Source organism: Plantactinospora sp. BC1, assembly GCF_003030345.1.
GTDB lineage: Bacteria > Actinomycetota > Actinomycetes > Mycobacteriales > Micromonosporaceae > Plantactinospora.
Genome location: NZ_CP028158.1, coordinates 3,350,341 through 3,370,094, shown reverse-complemented (window position 1 = coordinate 3,370,094; position 19,754 = coordinate 3,350,341). Strand labels below are relative to the sequence as shown.

Below are 19,754 nucleotides of genomic sequence, written 5' to 3'. Positions count from 1 at the left end.
TTGCCAGGTTTCCGCTCGGCCCGCCGTGGTTAATGGGAGCCTCTGATCGAGCGGCCCTAGCCCGCCCTTGCCGTCGCTGGAGGTGACCCATGCGCGTTGGCCTCGTCTGCGCACACGCCGGCCCGCCGCACGAGCGTCGCGGCCACTTCGCCGGCACGCACCAGCACGTGGCCCGGGTGGCCGCCGAGCTGACCGGGCGGGGCCACGACGTACGGGTCTACGAGCGGCTCGACGATCCCGGCGCGCCGCCGGTCAGCGAGATCGGCGGCTACCGGGTGGAGCGGGTACCGGTGGGTCCGCCCCGCGCCACCGGCACCGGAGAACTTGTGCCGTACGTGCCGGAACTCGGCCGCTGGCTGACCGAACGCTGGGCCGGGGAGTGGACCCCCGAGGTGGTGCACGGACACTTCTGGATCGGCGGCCTGGCGGCGGCGAGCGCCGTCCGGGACACCGTCATCCCGGTCGTGCAGACCTTCCACTCCCTCGGCGTCGAGCAACTGCGCCACCTCGGCGAGGCGTACCGGGGGCCGGGGCAGCGGATTCCGCTGGAGCGGGCGCTGACCCGGGCCGTGGACATGGCGGTGGCGCAGTGCACCGACGAGGTCGACGAGCTGACCCGGATGGGGTTGCAGCGCGCCTCCGTGGTGGTGGTGCCGGCGGGCGTGGACACCGAACTCTTCGCCCCGGAGGGCGAGGCGGCGACCCGGGACCGGCGACCGCGCATCCTGGCCGCCGGCGGCCTGGAGCCGGGACACGGACAGGAGGACCTGATCCGGGCGTTGCGGCTGGTCGGGGACGTCGAGCTGGTCATCGCCGGCGGCCCGCCCGCCGAACACCTGAACAACCACGCCGAGGCCCGCCGGCTGCGCGAGGTCGCCGAGTCCAGCGGGGTCGCCGACCAGATCAAGCTGGTCGGCTCGGTGCCGCACGACCAGATGTCCGCCTGGTACCGCTCCGCCGACGTGGTGGCCTGCACCCCCCGGTACGCCTCCGCCGGCCGGGTGCCGCTGGAGGCGATGGCCTGCGGCGTACCGGTGGTCGGCTACTCGATGGGCGGCATCGTGGACACCGTGGTCGACGAGGTCACCGGCCGGCTCGTCCCGCCCGGCGACGTACGCGGGCTGGGCGTGACGCTGCGCCGGCTGCTCGCCGCCGACGCGGAGCGGTTCGCGTACGGGCACGCGGCGGTGGACCGGGTGCGGTGCAGCTACACCTGGGACCGTACGGCCGGCGCGCTGGAGCGCCTCTACGAGCGGGTGGTACTCCGCCGCCAGCCCGCCCCGAGCTGACGAACCCGCCGGTACGCCTCTGCCCCGCCGGGGCGCCCCTGCCGACCGGCGGTCAGCGGCGGGGGACCGGTGCGATCGGGGCGGAGCGGCGCCGGTCGGGTACCGCCGTCGACCCGGGCAGTCGGGGACCGGTCCGGGCCGGTGGCGCCGCCGGGGAGCGTACCGGCAGCTTCCGGCCGCGCTGGTCGGGCAGCGGACCGTGCTGGTGCTGCGGCTCGGCGTATCGGGTCAGGCCGAGCACCGCGACCAGGGTGACCAGGAAGCCGACCCCGGCCAACCACTCCCGGCCCGGCCAGATCCGGTCACCGAGCAGCAGCAGCCCGACGATCGCCGCCGGTACCGCACCGGCGGCGTCCATCGCGGCCACCGCCGCCGTCGTCGAGCCGCGCTGCATCGCCAGGCCGAGCAGCAACTGCCCGACGATCGAGTGCACGATCAGCAGGTAGAGCAGGGGGTCTCGGAGGAAGGCGTCGAACGAGTGCACCGAGGCGAGCGGGCGGGCGGCCACCGCGGCGGCCGAGAAGGCCAGCCCGGCCAGCGCGCCGAGCGCCACCGAACCCGGCACGCCGTGCAGGCGTACGGCGGGAAAACCGAGCGCGCCGATCACGCCGAGCGCGACGACCAGGGCGACCACCCCGGCGGTCCCGAGCTGCCGGGACGGCGCCGGTTTCGCGGCCAGCACCAGGGCGGTGATCCCGACCAGCAGGAGTACCAGCAGCAGCACCTCGGCGGCCGGCAGCCGCCACTTGAGCACCAGCACCCCGAGCAGGGCGGTGACGCCGAGCCCGGCCGCCACGCTCGCCTGGACCAGGAAGAGCGGCAGGTCGCGCCGGGCCAGGAAGGCGAGGACGAAGCCGAGCACCTGGCAGGTGAGCCCGACCAGATAGCTGCGGTGCCCGACCAGCCGCAGCAGCAGCCCCGGGTCGAAGGTGTGGTGCAGGGTGGTCCGGGTCGCGGCCATCGACTGGAGCAGGTTGGCCACGCCGTAGGCGGCGATCATGGCCGCGAGGAAGCACCAACCGGTGGACACCTGGCGAGGATAGAGGCTGCTGTGCCGCTTCGCTCGGCCGGCTAGCCGAGCCGGTCGAGCAGATCCTGGTGCAGTTTGCCGTTGCTGGCGATCGCGCTGCCACCGCCGGGGCCGGGGCGTCCGTGAAGGTCGGTGAAGGTGCCGCCGGCCTCGGTCACGATCGGGATCAGGGCGGCCACGTCCCAGAGCGACAGCTCCGGCTCGACCATCGCGTCGACCGCCCCCTCGGCGAGCAGCATGTAGCCGTAGAAGTCGCCGTACGCCCGGCTCCGCCACACCGAGCGGAGGATGTCGAGCACCGGGTCGAGCCGGCCGGTCTCCTCCCAGCCGTGCAGCGAGGAGTAGCAGAAGCTGGCGTCGGCGAGCCGGCCGACCCCGGAGACCCGGATCGGGGTGGCGGCGGCCTGGTGCCGGCCCGCGTACGCCCCGAGTCCGGTCGCCGCCCACCAGCGGCGGCCCAGGGCCGGCGCGGAGACCAGCCCGACGACCGGGGTGTCGCCGTCCATCAGCGAGATCAGGGTGGCCCAGATCGGCACCCCCCGGACGAAGTTCTTGGTGCCGTCGATCGGGTCGACCACCCACTGCCGGGAGCCGGCCCCGGCGGGTGCGGCGGAGGCGCCGTACTCCTCGCCGAGCACGCCGTCCCGGGGGCGGGTGCGGGCCAGGGTGGCCCGGACGGCACGTTCGACGGCGGTGTCCGCGTCGCTGACCGGCGTCAGGTCCGGCTTCGCCTCCACGTGCAGGTCCAGGGCCCGGAACCGGGCCATCGAGATCGAGTCGGCGGTGTCGGCGAGCATGTGCGCCAGGGACAGGTCGTCCGCGTACCGGGCCATGGCGGAAACCTACTCGATCCGGTCCGCCCCGGTGCGTTAGCATCCCGCGCCGTGGCCACCGAACCGATTTCCGACGCGTCCCCCGAAATGCTGATCGGCCTGCTGGCCGAGCCGGACCGGCTGGCCGCCTTCGCCGCCGTGGTGCTCGGCGCGGGCGAGGTGGCCGAGGTGGCGGAGCGGACCGGGCTGCCCGCCCGGACGGTGTCCGCCGCGCTGCGCCGGCTGGAGTCCGGCGGTCTGGTCGAGACGGTCGACGGCCGGGCGGTCGCCCTGGTCGGGGCGTTCAAGGAGGCGGTACGCGCCCGTCCGCCCGCCCCCGCCGAGCCGGACGCGGAGCTGGACCCGGACCGGGCCGTCGCGGCGGTGCTCCGGGCCTTCGTCCGGGACGGTCGGATCGTTCAGATGCCGGCCGCGCAGGGCAGGCGCCGGCTGCTGCTCGAACACGTCGTGACCACCTTCGAGCCGGGGGTGCGCTACTCCGAGCGGGAGGTGAACGCCCTGCTCCGGGCCTGGTACGACGACTACGCCGCGCTGCGCCGCTACCTCGTCGACGAGGTGCTGCTGACCCGCCGGGACGGCGTCTACTGGCGCAGCGGCGGCCCGGTCGACCTGGACCCCGGCCCGGCCGCGAGCGACCCCGACGGCCTGCCCGGGTAACGACCCGGGGCTACTCGACCTCGCCGGCCCGGGAGGCCAGCAGCCGGCGGTACGACGCCAGCCGGCGCGGGTCGGCGTTGCCGGCCGCCACCCAGGCGTCGAGCGCGCAGTCGGCCTCGTCCGGGGTGTGTTCGCAGTTCGGCGGGCACTCGACGGTCCCCTCGACCAGGTCGGGGAAGCCGTGCAGCAGGCTTTCGGCGGAGACGTGCGCCAGGCCGAAGCTGCGGATCCCGGGCGTGTCGATGATCCAGCCGGGATGGGTGCGCCGGTTGCCGGGCAGCGACGGCAGGCGCAGCGCGACCGCGCTGGTCGAGGTGTGCCGGCCCCGGCCGATCGCGCTGACCGTGCCGACCGCCCGGTCCGCCTCCGGTACCAGCCGGTTCACCAGCGTCGACTTGCCCACCCCGGAGTGCCCGACCATGACCGAGACCTGCTCGGCGAGGAGTCCGCGCAGCTCGTCGAGGTCGGAGCCGGGGCCGACGAGTACGTGCGGCAGGTCGAGTTCCGCGTAGTAGCCGAGCACCCCGTCGGGTTGGGCGAGATCCGCCTTGGTCAGGCAGAGCAGCGGCTCGATGTCGGCGTCGTACGCCGCCACCAGGCACCGGTCGATGAACCCGGTCCGGGGCGGCGGGTCGGCCAGCGAGCTGACGATCACGAGCTGGTCGGCGTTGGCCACCACCACCCGTTCGAGCCGCCCCTCGGCAGTGGTCTCGTCGTCGTCGGCGGTACGCCGCAGCACCGAGCGGCGCTCGGCGATCCGGACGATCCGGGCCAGCGCCCCGGCCGTCCCGGAGGTGTCGCCGACCAGGGCGACCCGGTCACCCACCACCACCGACTTGCGGCCCAGCTCGCGGGCGCGCATCGCGGTGACCGTCCCGCCGTCGGCCCGGTCACCCCGCCCGGCCGCCGGGTCGTCGCCGACCACGCAGGTGTAGCGGCCCCGGTCGACGGCGATCACGAAGCCGTCGACGGCGTCGGAGTGCTGTGGCCTGGTCCGGGTACGCGGGCGCGACGACCGCCCGGGTCGTACCCGTACGTCGTCCTCGTCGTACTCCCGCTTGCCCGCCAGCTCCGCTCCCCGTCTCGTCTTCCGGCGACGGCGACCAGCGAGGGGACCGAACGATCCCGGCTATCGGCGCCCGTCGCCGCCGGTCACCATCGTCGACCATAGTGCCGGGAACTCGGGCATGGTCTTGGAGGTACACGCCACGTCGTCCAATTCGATGCCGGGCACGGCGAGCCCGATCACCGCCGCCGCGTGCGCCATCCGGTGGTCGGCGTAGGTCCGGAACGTCCCGCCGCGCAGCTGCCGGGGCCGGATCTCCAGCCCGTCGGCGGTGTCGGCGACGTCGGCGCCGAGGCCGGTCAGCTCCCGGGCCAGCGCGGCGAGCCGGTCGGTCTCGTGGCCCCGGATGTGCCCCACCCCGCGCAGCCGGGACGGCGAGTCGGCCAGTACGGCGAGGGCGGCCAGCACCGGGGTGAACTCGCTGACGTCGGAGAGGTCGGCGTCGACCCCGCGGATCCCGCCGGTGCCGCTCACGGTGAGACCGTCGGTGCCGAGGGTCACCTCGCCGCCCATCCGGGAGAGCAGCTCCCGCAGCGTGTCGACCGGTTGCAGGCTGCTGCGCGGCCAGCCGAGCAGGGTCACCGTGCCGCCGGTGACCAGCGCGGCGGCGAAGAACGGCACCGCGCCGGAGAGGTCCGGCTCGATGTCCCAGCCCCGTCCGGAGAGCCGACCCGGCTCCACCACCCAGACGTCCGGGCTGGCGTCGTCGACCGCGGCACCGGCGGCCCGGAGCATCTGCACGGTCATCCGCAGGTGTGGGGCGGACGGGACCGGCGGGCCGACGTGCCGGACCACGATCCCGCGTTCGAACCGGGCCCCGCCGAGCAGCAGCCCGGAGACGAACTGGCTGGAGGCGGAGGCGTCGATCACGACCTCGCCGCCGAGCACCCGGCCGGCGCCCTGCACGGTCAGCGGCAGGCTGGCACCCTCGGTGGTGTCGATGCGAACCCCGATGGCGCGGAGCGCGCCGACCAGCGGGCCGAGCGGGCGGAGCCGGGCGTGCGGGTCGCCGTCGAAGGTGACCGGCCCCTCGGCGAGCCCGGCGACCGGCGGCAGGAACCGCATGACGGTGCCGGAGAGCCCGACGTCGACGTGCGCCGGGCCCTGGAGCGGACGGGGCCGGACCAGCCACCGCTCGTCGTCCACAATGGAAACGTGTGCGCCCATCCCGCGCAGCCCGGCGGCCATCAGCTCGGTGTCCCGGGCGCGGAGCGGGTGACGCAGCGTGGAGGGGCCGTCGGCCACCGCGCTGAGCACCAGCGCCCGGGCCGTCAACGACTTGGAGCCGGGCAGCCGCAGCGTCGAGGCGACCGGGTCGGTCGCGGTCGGCGCGGTCCAGGGCTCGAGCGGACGGACCGCCGTGAGGTTCGGCACCGGTACATTCTGCCCCGACGGCCGGGGAGCCGGATCGGAGCATCGGCCCCTCCCGCCTGACGGGACGGCCAGCCGGCGCCGGAGGCGCTAGCGTGGCGGGCATGTGCGGCAGGTACGCGACCACCCGTAGCGCGGCCGATCTGAGCGCGCTCTTCGAGGCGTACGACGAGACCGGTGGGCGGCTCGCCGCCGACTACAACGTCGCGCCGACCGATCCGGTGCCGGTCGTACGGGTCTGTCCCGACTCGGGCGGTTCGGTGCTCTCCGTGGCCCGTTGGGGGCTGCTGCCGCACTGGGCCAAGGACACCCGGGGTGCCGCCCGCATGATCAACGCCCGCGCCGAGACGGTCGCCACCACCCGGGCGTACGCGCAGTCGTTCGCCCGGCGCCGCTGTCTCGTCCCGGCCGACGGCTGGTACGAGTGGGTCCGCCGGGACGGCGGCAAGCAGCCGTACTTCATGACTCCGCGCGACGGCGGGGTGCTCGCCTTCGCCGGACTCTGGTCGGTCTGGCACGGTGCCGGCGACCCGCTGCTCACCACCAGCGTGGTCACCACGGCGGCGCTCGGCGAACTGGCCCTGGTGCACGACCGGATGCCGCTGCTGCTGCCCCGGCAGCGCTGGTCCGACTGGCTCGACGGCGACGACGACCCGGCCCTGCTGCTCGCGCCGCCGGACGAGAAGTCGCTGGCCGAGATCGAGATCCGGCCGGTCGGCAGGGGCGTCGGAGACGTCCGAAACGACGGTCCGGAACTCCTGGCCCGGGTCACCGCCCCGCCGCTGCGCGCGTTACCAGAAGAACCGATCGCGTCGACGCTGTTCTGAGCACGCAACCGCGTATTTGCCTGCACCGATTTGCCACCCTTCGAGGTGGATCGTCGCCCGCAGTTTTCCACACCTTTGCCGAGAGCACTTGTCACGCATCGTGGTGGTGCGATAGAACACAGCGCCGGCAGTGGGTGTCGGCTCGCACCGGGCGAGCGGCACTCACCGATCTTCGTCGGTCCCACGGGGGAGGTGGGTGAATGACACGGGCGCGGATGCCACGCCCGCACGAGGTTGCCGCGGCACGACGAGACCCGAGGCTGCTTCGGGCACTCAGTGAGCGGCGCCTGGACGATGCCTGGCGTACCCGGGGGGTGTGCCAGAGCGTGGACCCGGAGACATTTTTCCCGGCACCCAGCGAGCCGGCCGACTCGGCCGTCGCGCTGTGCCGGACCTGTGACGTACAGGGACCCTGCCTCGCCTGGGCGCTTGAGGTGGGTGACTGCCACGGCGTATGGGGAGCGACCACGCCGCGTGAACGCCGGGCGATGCTGGTCGCCTGGCGGGATCAGGTGGAGCGTGATCCGGACGCGGCCGGCGACGCCGGACCACCGGTCCGGGACCGCCTGCTGACCCTCGTCCCGCTCAGTTCCAGCCGCCGCTGACCCGGCCACGTTCCAGCCGCCGGCCCACCCGACCACCGCCGACCGCCAGGTCACCCGGTGGACGGTGCCATACAGTGGCGCCGTGCGGCACGGTGACGAGATCGACACTCCACGGGGTCCCGCCCGGGTGGACGTCGACCTGCCGCGTCCCCGGCCGGCGACCCTGCTGGTGCTCGGGCACGGTGCGGGCGGCAGCGTGGACTCGCCGGACCTGGTGGCGCTCCGGGACGCGGCGGTCGGGGCCGGGATCGCGGTGGCCAGGGTGACCCAGCCGTACCGGGTGGCCGGCCGGCGGGCACCGGCCCCCGCCGGTCACCTGGACGAGGCGTGGGTGGCGGTCGTCACCGCACTGCTGGGCCGGTACGCCCCGACCCCCACCCTGGTGGTCGGCGGCCGGTCCAGTGGCGCCCGGGTCGCCTGCCGTACCGCTGGTGTCCTGGGCGCCTCCGGGGTCGTCGCGCTCGCCTTTCCGCTCCATCCGCCCGGCCGACCGGAGCGGTCCCGGGCGGCGGAACTGCGTACCGGACTGCCGACCCTGGTGGTGGGCGGCGATCGGGACCCGTTCGGCGTACCGGCCGAGGAGCCGGGCATCCGGGTCGAGGTGCGGCCGGGCGAACGGCACGACCTGCGGCTCGACCCGGCGGGAACCGCCGGGCTGGTGCTCGGCTGGCTGCGCGAGCGGGGCTGGGCGGGCTGAGGTCCGGGCCGGCCGTTTCTGTCCTGCCGGGGTGATCGTTGCTCCAACTGATGCCGGACGCCGCCTGCGATTCCGCGAATCGGACGTGGCGCCCGGTCTCATCCTCCCAGGCCCTTCCTGGTCCCAGCCGTGGCGGATCCGATCGGATTGGTCACGGCCGGGGCCAGGGATGGGCGGTGAACGGAATGCCTCGCCCGGTACGGCGGTTACAACTCCCGGAAGCCAAAGGAGCCACGAGGGGGTTTGCCCGGTGTCGACCGAGACACGGAGCCTGGAGCACGACCGCGAGGCGCGGTGGCCCGACCGGAGGCGGAACGCTCCGCCGTCCCGGTCGTCCGGCGACCGCCCGGCGGCGGGTACCGGCCCGACCCGAACGGAGTCGCCGGGCCGCGCTTTCCGCGTATCCTCGGCGGGACAGCCGAATAACGCTGCGGTGGTGGGGAAGAAGGTCACCGCGCCGGTTCGGTACCGAGGTGAGGGAGACGGCCGGTTGACAGCGGAGAAGACGGACGAGCGCAGGGCCCGGTTCGAACGTGACGCGCTGCCCTTCGTCGACCAGTTGTACGCCGCCGGCCTGCGGATGACCCGCAACCCCGCCGACGCGGAGGACCTGGTCCAGGAGACCTTCCTGAAGGCGTTCGCCGCGTTCCACCAGTTCGAAGAGGGTACGAACCTCAAGGCGTGGCTCTACCGGATCCTGACCAACACCTACATCAACTCCTACCGTCGCCGGCAGCGGCAGCCCGTGCAGGCGCCCACCGAGGAGATCACCGACTGGCAGCTCGCCGAGGCGGAGTCGCACACCTCCAGCGGGCTGCGCTCGGCCGAGACCGAGGCGCTGGACCGACTCCCGGACACCGACGTCAAAGAGGCGTTGCAGCAGCTCCCGGAGGAGTTCCGGCTCGCCGTCTACCTCACCGACGTCGAGGGGTTTTCCTACAAGGAGGTCGCCGACATCATGGGAACGCCGATCGGCACCGTGATGTCCCGGTTGCACCGTGGCCGGCGGAACCTACGAAAGCTGCTCGAGCGTTACGCTGCCGAGCGGGGCTTCTCGTCCGCCCCGTCGACCAGGTCCGCTGCGGCTGGCCGGGAGGTGTGAGCGAATGAGTTGCGGTGAACCGCACGAGACGGACTGCCGTGAGGTCCTCACCGAGGTATACCTCTACCTCGACCTGGAGTGCCCGGACGAGCGGCGCAACCTGATCCGGGACCATCTCGACGAGTGCTCGCCCTGCCTGCGCGAGTACGGCATCGAGCAGGAGGTCAAGGCGCTGGTCGCCCGCTGCTGCGGCAACGAGACCGCGCCGGTCGAGCTTCGGGAGCGGCTGCGGGTCCGCCTGGCGGAGCTGGTCTTCGAGACCGACTCCCGGGAGTACCTCGCCGACTGAGCCCCCGCCGGACCGTCGCTCGCCGGGGTGACGCCCCGGTGGTGGCGGCGGATCGCCGGGCGGGCCGGGTTGTGGCGAGCGCTCTGCCGCGATCGCCGACGGATCCCGTGCCCCGCCCGGCCGCCCAGGCTCGGCGCCGAGCTCAGGAGTTGGGGCGCTTGCCGTGGTTGGCGGAGCTCTTCTTCCGCGCCTTCTTCTTCCGTGCCTTCTTCGCCATGCTGACCTCCGTCTGTCTGCCGTGGGCGGCGCCGACCACCGTCGTCGACCGCCCGTCTCTGCTCGCGCCGGGCAATCCTCCCATGGTCGCCGGTCGGCCCCGCCGAGGCGGTCCATCCGGCAGTCCGGGGCCGCGAGCAGCCGACGACGATCGCCGCCCTGCCCGCCACGGCGCCCGTCGCATGATTGGATACCGTCGCAGGGCAGAAGTGACGACGAGGGGAAGCCGATGGCCGAGGAGATCCGCGCCGAGATGGTGGCGAACGTCTGGAAGGTCGTGGCCACGGCCGGCGACTCGGTGTCCGAGGGTGACACGCTGGTGATCCTGGAGTCGATGAAGATGGAGATCCCGGTGGTGGCCGAGTCGGACGGGGTGCTCCGGGAACTCGCCGTCAACGAGGGCGACGTCGTGCAGGACGGCGACCTGATCGCCGTCATCGAATGACCGGCCTGCTGGTCCGGGCCGCCGAGCCGGCCGACTTCGACGCGATCGCCCGGCTCACCGTGGCGGCGTACCGGGCGGACGGGCAGCTCGACGGCGAGCACGGGTACGAACAGCTGCTCGCCGACGTACCGGCCCGGGTCGGTGCCGGCGAGCTGCTGGTCGCCGCCGACGAGGCGACCGGCGAACTGCTCGGTGCGGTGCTCTTCGTACTCCCCGGTTCGGCGTACGCCGAACTCTCCCGCCCGGGTGAGGCGGAGTTCCGGATGTTGGCGGTGGACCCGGACGCGCAGGGCCGGGGCGTCGGCAAGGCGCTGGTCCGGGCCTGCCTGGACCGGGCGAGGTCGCTCGGGTGTTCCCGGGTGGTGATCTGCACCCGGAGCTTCTCCGCGCCCGCGCACCGGCTCTACGCGGGGTTCGGTTTCGTCCGTACCCCGGAGCGGGACTGGTCGCCGGCGCCCGGCGTCGACCTGCTCGCGCTGCGCCTCGACCTGAGCGCCGCGCCGACGGTGCTGCCGGAGCCGAGCCGGGGTTGAGCGCGGCGGGTCAGCCGGCCCTGGCGGTCGGGGCGCCGTCCGCCTCGGACTCCCGCTCGTCGCGTCCGGCGGGATCCTCGCCGATCCGGTCGAGCAACTCGTTGGCGAGCCCCAGGGCGAGTTCCCGGCGTTCCCTGGTGCTGATCTCGCCGCGCAGCGCGAAGAGGCTGCCGTGTACGGCGAAGAGCGCCAGCGTCGCCCGGAGCTGCCCGGCCGGCGAGGGATCGGCCCGGGAGAGCAGCTCCGCGAGCCGCAGCATCCGCTCGCGCATCATCAGGCCCGAGGAGAGCTGCTTGATCACGGTCTGGTTCTGCTCGAAGAACCGCATCACGTTGCGACCGTCGTCGCCGAAGAACTCCTCGCAGTAGCGGCGCAGCGTCGCCCGGCGGCCGGCGGCGTCGGCCGGCTGTTCCGAGGCCCACTCGATCAGCCGGTCCAGCCGCTCGATCCGGTCGGAGACGAAGCTGTGGACGATGTCGTCCTTGCTCCTGAAGTGGTAGTAGAGGGCGGCCTTGGTGACGCCGAGCCGCTCGGCGATCTCCCGTAGCGAGGTCTTCTCGTAGCCCTGCTCGGTGAAGAGTTCGAGGGCGACGGCCTGGATTCGGGACCGCGTGTCGCCTGTGCTGCCGGTCACCCGGACCACCTCTCCTAATCACTTGACGGGCATCCGGCACCCAACTTACCGTGCGGCAAGTAGAATCACTAGCCGGTCGGCAAGTAAGCGGGTCACACTCAGGGGGAGAGCCTACCGATGACCACGATGGCGGAAGCGCCGGAAAGACCAGTCAACATCAGGGTCGTACTCGGCGGCCTGATGATCGCGATGATGCTCGCGATGCTCGACAACATGATCGTCAGCACCGCCCTGCCCCGGATCGTGGGCGAGTTCGGCGGACTCAACCACTTCACCTGGGTGGTCACCGCGTACGTGCTCGGTTCCACCGTCTCGACCCCGATCTGGGGCAAGCTCGGCGACCTGTACGGCCGTAAGACCGTCTTCCTCAGCTCGATCGTGCTGTTCCTGCTCGGCTCGGCCCTCTGCGGCATGGCCGGATCGGAGCTGCTCGGCGGCCCCGGCGACGGGATGATGGAGCTGATCGCCTTCCGCGCGGTGCAGGGCCTCGGCGCGGGCGGCCTGATGGTCGGCGTGATGGCGATCATCGGCGACCTGGTGCCACCCCGGGAGCGGGGCCGCTACCAGGGCATGATCGCCGGCATCATGGCCATCGCCATGGTGGCCGGTCCGCTGGTCGGCGGCTTCATCACCGACCACCTCTCCTGGCGGTGGGCGTTCTATGTCAACCTGCCGCTCGGCGGGGTGGCACTGATCCTGCTGGCCACCCGGATGCACCTGCCGAAGTACCGCACCGAGCACCGGATCGACTGGGTCGGCGCCGCGCTGCTCTCGGTCGGCATCACCGCGATCGTGCTGGTCACCACCTGGGGCGGCAACGAGTACGACTGGGTCTCCGGCCCGATCCTCGGCCTGGCCGCCCTCGCCGTGGCCTCGCTGGTCGCCTTCGCCCTGGTCGAGCGGCGGGTGCCGGAGCCGATCCTGCCGCTTAGCCTCTTCGCCAACCGCAACTTCGCGGTGATCTCGGTGATCGGCTTCCTGCTCGGCTTCGCGATGTTCGGCTCGATGAACTTCCTGCCGCTGTTCCAGCAGACCGTGCAGGGCGCCTCGGCCACCAACAGCGGACTGCTGCTGCTGCCGCTGATGTTCGGCATGCTGGTGGTGTCGATCGTGGTCGGTCGGGCGATCACCAAGACCGGCCGCTACCGGGCCTTCCCGATCGTCGGCGGGATCGTGATGACCGCCGGCATGGCGCTGCTGGCCATGCTCGACGTCGACACCGGCAAGCTGGAGTCCTCGCTCTACATGATCGTGCTCGGCGTCGGGATGGGCTTCCTGATGCAGACCTCGATGCTGATCGCGCAGAACAGCGTCGAGCAGAAGGACCTCGGCGCGGCGAGCGGCGCGGCCACCTTCTTCCGGTCGATCGGCGGTTCCTTCGGGATCTCGCTCTTCGGCGCGGTCTTCGCCAACCGGCTCGCCGACTCGGCCGCCGGGCCGATGATGGCCGGCGGCGGCGAGGGCGCCGGGGTCGACCCGGCCGCGTTGCGGTCGCTGCCGCCCGAGCAGCAGCACGCCGTACTCGGCGGGCTCGCCGACGCGATCGGCGCGGTCTTCGTCTGGGCGGTACCGTTCGCGCTGGTCGTAGCGGTGCTGGCCTGGTTCATCAAGGAGATCCCGCTGCGCGGTGGCCCCACCGCCGAGACCGACACTCCCGAGGAGCAGGCGGAGATCGCCCTGGCCAGCCCACCCGTGCGCTGACCACCGGCGTCGGGCCCGGCCCGCCGACCTGTACGCCAGAGGCGTAATACCGGGGCGACAGCGCCTCTGGCGTACAGGTCACCAGCGGACCCCTCCGCGTTCCGCCCGTGCGGGTTCGGCCGGGTCTCCGTTCGGTGTGGCTCAGCCGTGTCGGGTGAGGCGCCGCCACAACCGGTCCAGCAGCCGGCCGAACCGGCGCTGCCGGGGCGCGACCGGAGAACCGTCCCGGGCGAGCAGCAGGCGGGCGGTGTCGACCGCGGCCGGCTCGGCGGCCGGGGTCGCCAGCACCAGGTGGGCCAGGGAACGCAGTACGGTGACCGGCCGCCGCTGGGCCACCTCGACCGCGTCGCCGAGCCGTTCGGCGGTCACCCGGGCCACCTCGGTACGCACCGACGGGTCCACCCAGGCGGCGGTGACCAGGGCGAAGAGGGCCGCCTCGGTGACCCAGTCCTCGACACCCCAGACCAGGTCGAGCAGTACCCGCCGTCGGGTCGAGTCCGGCCACGGCTCGTCCGTACGGTGGTGCAGCAGCCCGAGGCAGACCCAGACCTGGACACAGCGCACCCAGAGCGTCGGGTCGTGCCGGCTCAGCGTGCGGCCGAGTTCGGTCTCCGGCGGGGCCGGCGGATGGGCCAGCAGGCCGAGCAGGTCGTCGAGTTCGAGCGTGGCGAGCCCGACCGCCGCGTCGTAGGCGGCCGGCGGATGCGGCCAGGCGGGGTGGGCCAACTGCTGGATCCGGCGTACCGCCGCGTCGGGCGGCTCCGGCACGGCCGGTACGGCGGTGATGCCGGCGTACCGCCAGAGCTGGTGTTCGACCGGCCGGCGCGGCTCGCGCAGGTCCGGCTCCGGGGTGGTGGCGACCGTGACGACCAGGGCCGGAGCCGCCCCGTGCAGGGCCCGCATCGCGCTCGGCGGCTCCAGTCCACCCAGCGGCAGCCGGGCGCCGTCGGCCGGATCGCCGGTGGCCAGCCGCTGCCGCAGCGCCACCGCCACCGCCTCGGTGCCCGGCGGGACCCGGCCCAGCCACGGCTGGTTCTGGCAGCACTCGGCGAGGTCGCTGTGCTCGTGCGAGTCGTCCGGATGGTCCCGCTGGAAGTCGGCCAGCGCCACCAGGTGGGCGAGGGCGCCGTCGCGGCGGAAGCGCAGCCGGTGACCGGTGTGCACCGCGCAGTCGAAGGACGGGTCCCGGGCCAGCGCCCGGTCGATCCAGTCCAGTGCCTCGTCGAGCCGGCCGTGGTCGGCGAGGGTGCCGGCGATGTCGGCGTACACGGAGAGGTCGTCGGGGTCGTGGTCGACGGCCCGGCGCAGCGCGGCGAGCGCCTCGGCGGTCCGCCCGGCGCTGCGGTAGGCGTAGCCGAGCCACACCTCGGAGAGCTTCGACGGCAGTTCCCGGGCGCCCTGGCCGGCCCACTCGACGGCCTGGCCGACCGCACCGACCCGGCGGGCCAGCGCGGACGCCGCGCCGAGCAGCAGCCCGTGCCGGGGATGCGCGGCCACGGCGTGCCGGGCCAGCCGCAGGTAGGGCCAGAGCGGCTCGCGGGCGGTCTCCGGCACCGGGTCGGAGATGCCGGCGCAGACCTGCATCAGCACCCGGGCGATCCGGTCCGGGTCGAGCAGGCCGGGGAGTTCGGGGGCGCTCACCCAGGGCACGCCGGCCCAGTCGGCCGACGGGACGTGCCCGGTCGCGGCGGCGAGCAGTTCCAGCCCGTCGCCGGGGCGGCCGGCGGCGGCGAGCAGGTGCGCGCGGGCCACCACGGTACCGATGAACGGGTGCTGGTCGAGCGGGAAGAGGTCGACCCCGCCGCCGGACCGGGCGGCGAGCTGGGCGAGCACCTCGTGCACCTCGGGCATGGTCGGCGCGTACGCGATCGCTCCGGCCAGGTGACCGGCGGCGTGCCGGAGATCGCCCTCGTCCAGCGCCAGCCGGGCCAGCGCGAGTTCTCCCTCGGCCGAGAGCCGGGGATCGTCTGTTCCCTCGGGCACCGAGTCGACCCTTCGTACGTGGAATTTTCCCTGGGTTGGGGAGCCTAGGGCATGGCGACGGCGGTTGGTGATCTACTGCGCAAAGCTGCTCGCTGAATTGCTCTGACGCGTCAAATCGTGCAGAGTTGAGCATGGAACGCGCGGGAATCGCGCATGAGGAGGTCATCGTGGCGCAACCGGGAGCCGGCATGGCGGCGGACATCGCCGAGCAGCCGGAGGGCTTCGCACGTCTGCTGGAACCGGCCTCGACGGCCGCGATCGCGCAGGTGGCGGCGGTGATCGCGGAGCGCCGGCCGAAGCACGTGGTCTTCACCGCACGCGGCACCTCGGACCACGCCGCCCTCTACGCGGCGTACCTGACCGAGATCCGGCTCGGCCTCCCCGCCGGGCTCGCCTCGCCGAGCACCATCACCCTCTTCGGGGCCCGACCCGACCTCTCCGAGGCGCTGGTCGTCGGGGTGAGCCAGAGCGGCGGCTCACCCGACCTGACCGAGGTGCTCCGGGTGGCCCGGGAGGCCGGCGCGCTGACCCTGGCGGTGACCAACGCGCCCGACTCGCCGCTGACCGGCGCCGCCGAACTCGCCATCGACGTGGCGGCCGGACACGAGCGGGCGGTCGCCGCGACCAAGACGTACACCGCCGAACTGCTCGCCCTGCTGCTGCTGGTCGAGGGGATCCGGGCCGGGGACGGCGCGATCCCCGCCGAGGAGCGGGCCGGGCTGGAGGCGCTGCCGGAGCTGGCCGCGCGTACCCTCGCCGACCCGACGCCGGGGCAACTGGCCGCCCGCTACCGCTTCGCGGACCGGATGGTCACCACCGGCCGGGGGTACGCCTACCCGACCGCCCGGGAGGCGGCGCTGAAGCTGATGGAGACCTCCTACCTGCCGGCGCTCGCCTTCTCCGGCGCCGACCTGCTGCACGGCCCGCTGGCGATGACCGACCCGGACGTACCCGTGCTGGCCGTCGTCGGTGCCGGCGCGGGCGGCACCGCCATGCGCGAGGTACTCGCCAAGGTCGGCGAGCGCGGCGCGGACCTGGTCGTCGTCGGGCCGGCCGAGGTCGACGGGGCCGCCGCCCGGCTGCCCGTGCCCGAGGTCGACGAGCGGTACGCCCCGCTGCTGGACATCCTGCCGGTGCAGCGGCTCGCCCTCGCCCTCGCGCTGGCCAGGGGAGAGGACCCGGACGCCCCGCGCGGCCTGCACAAGGTCACCTCGACACTCTGACCCCGGAGGTAGCGAGGGCCCTTCCGCGACCGGATGCCACCGAGAACGGCCCCCGCCTTACACCTCACAACGGGCCTGGTCGTGGCAGGCTTGCCCCGTGTCAACGCTGCGCGATCTCGCCGAGGAGCACACCGGCCTGCGTCCGGTCGACATCGACCACCTGCACCGGGTGGCCGGTGACTGGCAACTCCTCTCCGACCTGTCCTTCGCGGACCTGCTGCTCTGGGTACCGGTCAGCGACACCGACGGCTTCGTCTGCGTCGCCCAGGTGCGCCCGACGACCGCGCCGACCGCGTACCAGGACGACCAGGTCGGCCGGATCGTCGGCGGTCCCGAGGTGGCGCACCTGGCGATCGCGTACAGCCAGGGCCGGATCTGGCGCGAGGGCGACCCGGTCTGGTACGGCGACACCCCGGCCCGGCACGAGGCGATCCCGGTCCGGCTGCGCTCCGGCGACGGCGAGGCGGGCGAGGTGATCGCCGTGGTGGGCCGGGACACCAACCTCTCCACCGCGCGCACCCCGAGCCAGCTCGAACTGAACTACCTGACCACCGCCGACGACCTGGCCCAGATGCTCTCCGACGGGACGTTCCCGCCGGTACGCCACCCCGGCGAGACCACCACGGCACCCCGGGTCGGCGACGGACTGGTCCGGCTGGACGCCAACGGCAAGGTCACCTATGCGAGCCCGAACGCGCAGTCCGCGTACCGGCGGCTCGGCTTCGCCTCGCACCTGGTCGGGGAGGATCTGGCGGCGCTGAACGGCCGGCTCGCCGCCGACCCGCTGGAGGGGACCGAGGCGGCCAACCGGGTGCTGGCCGCGCTGCGCGGCGAGGCGCCGCCCCGGCGGGAGATCGAGGCGCGTGGCGCGACCGTGCTGACCCGGGCGCTGCCGCTGATGCCCGCCGGGGTGCCGATCGGCGCGCTGGTGCTGGTCCGGGACATGACCGAGGTACGCCGCCGGGACCGAGCCCTGATCACCAAGGACGCCACCATCCGGGAGATCCACCACCGGGTGAAGAACAACCTCCAGACCGTCGCCGCGCTGCTCCGGCTCCAGGCCCGCCGGGTCGGCATCCCGGCCGCCCGGGCCGCGCTGGAGGAGTCGGTACGCCGGGTCGCCTCGATCGCCCTGGTGCACGAGACCCTCTCGATGTCCAGCGACGAGGCGGTCGAGTTCGACGGCATCGTGGACCGGGTGGCGGCGGCCGCCGCCGAGGTGGCCGCGACCGAGGTACCGGTGCGGATGCGCCGGCAGGGCAGTTTCGGGGTACTGCCGGCGGAGATCGCCACCTCGCTGGTGATCGTGCTGAACGAGCTGCTGCTCAACGCGGTCGAGCACGCCTTCCCCGAGCCGGGCGAGAGCGCGGCGGTGCCGCCGCCGGCCGAACCGACGGAAACGGCCGCCGAACCGGCTGCGGCGGTCGAGCCGGCCGAACCGGCCGAGGTGGTCGTCTCGGCGCACCGGTTCCGCAAGCAACTGCACGTCACGGTCGCCGACAACGGCCAGGGCCTGCCGGAGGACTTCGACGCCGACCAGGGCAGCCGGCTCGGCCTCCAGATCGTCCGCGCCCTCGCCACCGGCGAACTACGCGGCACCATCGAACTCCGCAACCGCCCCGACACCGGCACCGAGGCGCTGCTCGTGGTACCGCTGTCCCGGTAGCTACTTCCGGGAAGCCCCTCAACCAGCGGCGGGCGCCCGCAGCAGGGTCACGGTGAGGCCGGGGACGGTCCAGGTCCGGGTGGGGTGGAAGCGGGCGCGTAGCGGGCCAGCGCGGCTCTCGGGGAGCTGGGCCAGCGGGTCGGGGTGGGTGCCCCAGGCCAGCAGCCAGAGGCGATCGACGGTGCCGAGGCAGCGCTCCGGTTCGGGGCACTCGGTGGCCCAGAAGTCGGCCCGGCGGGTCTGGTCCGCCACCAGCAGCACGTCCCGGGGGCGGTCGGCACCCAGGTGGTACGCGGTCGCCAGGTCGAGGAACGCCCAGCCGTCCCGGGGCGCGTAGACGATGCCGTCGCCCGGTCGCTGGTGTGCGGCGATGACGCGCAACGCCGCCGGGTAGTCGACCGGGGCGCTGCGCGGAGACTCGTGGGTGCGGCGCAGGGCGGCCTGCTCCGGTGCGCCGAGCAGGCCGGCGGCGAGCACGATCGCGAGCGCGGCGGGCAGCCGGAGCGGGGCGAGCGTCGCGGCGGCCAGCAGGCAGCCGAACGGCAGCACGAAGACCAGATAACGGGGTACGAAGAGCGGGGTGAACTGCCCGGCGCCGAAGAGCAGCAGCGCCGGCAGGAGTACGGTCAGGCCGAGTACCACACCCGAGCGGCCCCGGGTGGCGACGCCGAGGGCGGCCAGCCCGAACAGCAGCCCGCCGACGACACTGGCCTGGACCACGCTGCCGGGCAGCCCCAGCAGGTCCCCGACACCGGGTCGGCCGACCCAGTCGAGTTGCCGGCCCTGCTGGCCGTGGCCGAGCAGGGCCAGCGGCACCAGCAGCAGTCCGGCCACGGCCACGGCGACCAGCCACGGCAGCCGTACCCGATCGCGGCGCACGGGCAGGACGGCGAGTGCGTGCCCGACGACCAGGCTGACCGCGAAGAGGTTGGCCAGGCCCAGCCCGGCGACCGCCGCCGCGTAGCCGGCCCAGCGCGGCGGCCCCGGCCGGGAAAGGGCCCGGCACAGCAGCAGGGTGGCCAGCACCGCGAGCAGGGTGACCAGGGCGTACGGGCGGGCCTCCTGGCCGTACCGGGAGGTGCTCGGCAGGATCGCGAAGAGCAGCCCGCCGAGCAGCCCGGCCCGGCGGCCGAAGAGGCGCGCGCCGAGCACGCTGGTCAGCGCGGCGGCCCCGGCCATGGCGAGCGCGGAGGGGAGCCGCAGGGCGAGGACGGAGTCGCCGGCGACCGCCAGCCAGCCATGCATCAGCAGGTAGTACGGGCCGTTGACCGCGTCGATCGTGCCGACCAGCCGGAGCAGGTCGGGCAGCGGGCGGGAGGCGGCGCTCCAGGTGGCCAGCTCGTCGCGCCAGAGCGGCGCGCGGTCGAGCTGGACGGCGGTGACGAGCAGGGTGGCCAGGCCCGGCCAGAGCCAGCTCGCCCGGCGGAACCAGCCCGGCAGGACGATCCGGCGCCGGGGTCGACCGGAACGGCGATCTATGGACGATGAGGTGCGGTCTGTCGCATTCGTTCCAATATTCAAAATCGTAGCGTGAAGCTCACCACAGCGGGTCCGCCAGGCGGGATCGGCGCTCGCGGCGGTGGTCCG

The 19,754-nt window shown here is 73.8% G+C and carries 20 protein-coding genes; 12 read left to right on the top strand and 8 right to left on the bottom strand.

Features of this window, described 5'->3' with window-relative positions; genetic code table 11:
• Positions 1-89 precede the first annotated feature (89 nt).
• The gene (locus C6361_RS14525) at positions 90-1,289 is read left to right on the top strand and encodes a glycosyltransferase (protein WP_107268067.1); all 1,200 of its coding nucleotides are present in this window, start codon (positions 90-92) and stop codon (positions 1,287-1,289) included.
• Between the two features lie 52 nt (positions 1,290-1,341).
• On the opposite strand, the gene C6361_RS14520 is transcribed toward C6361_RS14525, so the two are convergent.
• Positions 1,342-2,289 carry a hypothetical protein gene (locus tag C6361_RS14520; RefSeq protein ID WP_234359609.1) on the bottom strand — a complete coding sequence of 316 codons (948 nt, stop codon included), beginning with the start codon at positions 2,287-2,289 and terminating at the stop codon, positions 1,342-1,344.
• Positions 2,290-2,360: 71 nt separating this feature from the next.
• Positions 2,361-3,152 carry a histidinol-phosphatase gene (gene hisN / locus C6361_RS14515; RefSeq protein WP_107268066.1) on the bottom strand — a complete coding sequence of 264 codons (792 nt, stop codon included), beginning with the start codon at positions 3,150-3,152 and terminating at the stop codon, positions 2,361-2,363.
• A gap of 51 nt (positions 3,153-3,203) precedes the next feature.
• On the opposite strand from hisN, the gene C6361_RS14510 reads away from it, so the two are divergent.
• Positions 3,204-3,809: a DUF2087 domain-containing protein gene (locus C6361_RS14510; RefSeq protein WP_234359495.1), complete on the top strand. Its 606-nt coding sequence runs from the start codon at positions 3,204-3,206 to the stop codon at positions 3,807-3,809.
• A 10-nt stretch (positions 3,810-3,819) separates the two neighbouring features.
• On the opposite strand, the gene rsgA is transcribed toward C6361_RS14510, so the two are convergent.
• Positions 3,820-4,767: a ribosome small subunit-dependent GTPase A gene (rsgA, locus tag C6361_RS14505; protein WP_234359494.1), complete on the bottom strand. Its 948-nt coding sequence runs from the start codon at positions 4,765-4,767 to the stop codon at positions 3,820-3,822.
• 171 nt (positions 4,768-4,938) lie between these two features.
• A complete protein-coding gene (aroA, locus tag C6361_RS14500; RefSeq protein WP_107257930.1) occupies positions 4,939-6,249 on the bottom strand; it encodes a 3-phosphoshikimate 1-carboxyvinyltransferase in 1,311 nt (436 codons plus the stop codon).
• A gap of 101 nt (positions 6,250-6,350) precedes the next feature.
• Here aroA and C6361_RS14495 point away from each other — a divergent pair, with 101 nt between their 5' ends.
• The 5 genes from C6361_RS14495 (at position 6,351) to rsrA (ending at position 9,766) form a co-directional block, all read left to right on the top strand.
• The gene (locus C6361_RS14495; RefSeq protein WP_107268065.1) at positions 6,351-7,073 is read left to right on the top strand and encodes an SOS response-associated peptidase; all 723 of its coding nucleotides are present in this window, start codon (positions 6,351-6,353) and stop codon (positions 7,071-7,073) included.
• 200 nt (positions 7,074-7,273) lie between these two features.
• On the top strand, positions 7,274-7,678 hold the full coding sequence (locus C6361_RS14490; RefSeq protein ID WP_107257932.1) for a WhiB family transcriptional regulator: 405 nt from the start codon (positions 7,274-7,276) through the stop codon (positions 7,676-7,678).
• 82 nt (positions 7,679-7,760) lie between these two features.
• Positions 7,761-8,375 (top strand): alpha/beta family hydrolase, encoded by a 615-nt coding sequence (locus tag C6361_RS14485; protein WP_107257933.1) that lies wholly within the window; start codon positions 7,761-7,763, stop codon positions 8,373-8,375.
• A 250-nt stretch (positions 8,376-8,625) separates the two neighbouring features.
• A complete protein-coding gene (locus tag C6361_RS14480; protein ID WP_304598414.1) occupies positions 8,626-9,477 on the top strand; it encodes a sigma-70 family RNA polymerase sigma factor in 852 nt (283 codons plus the stop codon).
• A gap of 4 nt (positions 9,478-9,481) precedes the next feature.
• Positions 9,482-9,766: a mycothiol system anti-sigma-R factor gene (gene rsrA / locus C6361_RS14475; RefSeq protein ID WP_107257934.1), complete on the top strand. Its 285-nt coding sequence runs from the start codon at positions 9,482-9,484 to the stop codon at positions 9,764-9,766.
• 142 nt (positions 9,767-9,908) lie between these two features.
• Here the strand turns inward: rsrA and C6361_RS39210 are convergent, their stop codons facing one another.
• Complete coding sequence (locus C6361_RS39210) at positions 9,909-9,983, bottom strand: 50S ribosomal protein bL37 (protein WP_369752275.1); 75 nt, start codon at positions 9,981-9,983, stop codon at positions 9,909-9,911.
• A 228-nt stretch (positions 9,984-10,211) separates the two neighbouring features.
• On the opposite strand from C6361_RS39210, the gene C6361_RS14470 reads away from it, so the two are divergent.
• Positions 10,212-10,427 carry a biotin/lipoyl-binding carrier protein gene (locus C6361_RS14470; RefSeq protein ID WP_101369757.1) on the top strand — a complete coding sequence of 72 codons (216 nt, stop codon included), beginning with the start codon at positions 10,212-10,214 and terminating at the stop codon, positions 10,425-10,427.
• Positions 10,424-10,960 (top strand): GNAT family N-acetyltransferase, encoded by a 537-nt coding sequence (locus tag C6361_RS14465; protein ID WP_107257935.1) that lies wholly within the window; start codon positions 10,424-10,426, stop codon positions 10,958-10,960. Before C6361_RS14470 ends, C6361_RS14465 begins: the two co-directional genes overlap by 4 nt.
• A gap of 10 nt (positions 10,961-10,970) precedes the next feature.
• On the opposite strand, the gene C6361_RS14460 is transcribed toward C6361_RS14465, so the two are convergent.
• Positions 10,971-11,594 (bottom strand): TetR/AcrR family transcriptional regulator, encoded by a 624-nt coding sequence (locus C6361_RS14460; protein WP_107270956.1) that lies wholly within the window; start codon positions 11,592-11,594, stop codon positions 10,971-10,973.
• Positions 11,595-11,711: 117 nt separating this feature from the next.
• Between C6361_RS14460 and C6361_RS14455 the strand changes: the two genes are divergently transcribed.
• Positions 11,712-13,295: an MDR family MFS transporter gene (locus C6361_RS14455; protein WP_369931391.1), complete on the top strand. Its 1,584-nt coding sequence runs from the start codon at positions 11,712-11,714 to the stop codon at positions 13,293-13,295.
• Positions 13,296-13,436: 141 nt separating this feature from the next.
• Here C6361_RS14455 and C6361_RS14450 read toward each other — a convergent pair whose 3' ends face one another.
• Positions 13,437-15,278, bottom strand: coding sequence for a tetratricopeptide repeat protein (locus tag C6361_RS14450; RefSeq protein ID WP_234359493.1), 1,842 nt, complete (start codon positions 15,276-15,278; stop codon positions 13,437-13,439).
• Positions 15,279-15,466: 188 nt separating this feature from the next.
• Between C6361_RS14450 and C6361_RS14445 the strand changes: the two genes are divergently transcribed.
• Together C6361_RS14445 and C6361_RS14440 are read left to right on the top strand one after the other, a co-directional pair.
• On the top strand, positions 15,467-16,501 hold the full coding sequence (locus C6361_RS14445; RefSeq protein WP_107257937.1) for an SIS domain-containing protein: 1,035 nt from the start codon (positions 15,467-15,469) through the stop codon (positions 16,499-16,501).
• A 97-nt stretch (positions 16,502-16,598) separates the two neighbouring features.
• Complete coding sequence (locus tag C6361_RS14440) at positions 16,599-18,167, top strand: PAS domain-containing sensor histidine kinase (protein WP_107268063.1); 1,569 nt, start codon at positions 16,599-16,601, stop codon at positions 18,165-18,167.
• Positions 18,168-18,185: 18 nt separating this feature from the next.
• On the opposite strand, the gene C6361_RS14435 is transcribed toward C6361_RS14440, so the two are convergent.
• Positions 18,186-19,613, bottom strand: a complete 1,428-nt coding sequence (locus C6361_RS14435) for a glycosyltransferase family 39 protein (RefSeq protein ID WP_107270955.1) — start codon at positions 19,611-19,613, stop codon at positions 18,186-18,188.
• Positions 19,614-19,754: the final 141 nt, after the last annotated feature.

Excerpts from the sequence above, each read along its gene's own strand:
- C6361_RS14525 (WP_107268067.1), top strand. The coding sequence starts at position 90 with ATGCGCGTTGGCCTCGTCTGCGCACACGCCGGCCCGCCGCACGAGCGT.
- C6361_RS14520 (WP_234359609.1), bottom strand. The coding sequence starts at position 2,289 with ATGATCGCCGCCTACGGCGTGGCCAACCTGCTCCAGTCGATGGCCGCG.
- hisN (WP_107268066.1), bottom strand. The coding sequence starts at position 3,152 with ATGGCCCGGTACGCGGACGACCTGTCCCTGGCGCACATGCTCGCCGAC.
- C6361_RS14495 (WP_107268065.1), top strand. The coding sequence starts at position 6,351 with ATGTGCGGCAGGTACGCGACCACCCGTAGCGCGGCCGATCTGAGCGCG.
- C6361_RS14490 (WP_107257932.1), top strand. The coding sequence starts at position 7,274 with ATGACACGGGCGCGGATGCCACGCCCGCACGAGGTTGCCGCGGCACGA.
- rsrA (WP_107257934.1), top strand. The coding sequence starts at position 9,482 with ATGAGTTGCGGTGAACCGCACGAGACGGACTGCCGTGAGGTCCTCACC.
- C6361_RS14470 (WP_101369757.1), top strand. The coding sequence starts at position 10,212 with ATGGCCGAGGAGATCCGCGCCGAGATGGTGGCGAACGTCTGGAAGGTC.
- C6361_RS14465 (WP_107257935.1), top strand. The coding sequence starts at position 10,424 with ATGACCGGCCTGCTGGTCCGGGCCGCCGAGCCGGCCGACTTCGACGCG.
- C6361_RS14455 (WP_369931391.1), top strand. The coding sequence starts at position 11,712 with ATGACCACGATGGCGGAAGCGCCGGAAAGACCAGTCAACATCAGGGTC.
- C6361_RS14445 (WP_107257937.1), top strand. The coding sequence starts at position 15,467 with ATGGCGGCGGACATCGCCGAGCAGCCGGAGGGCTTCGCACGTCTGCTG.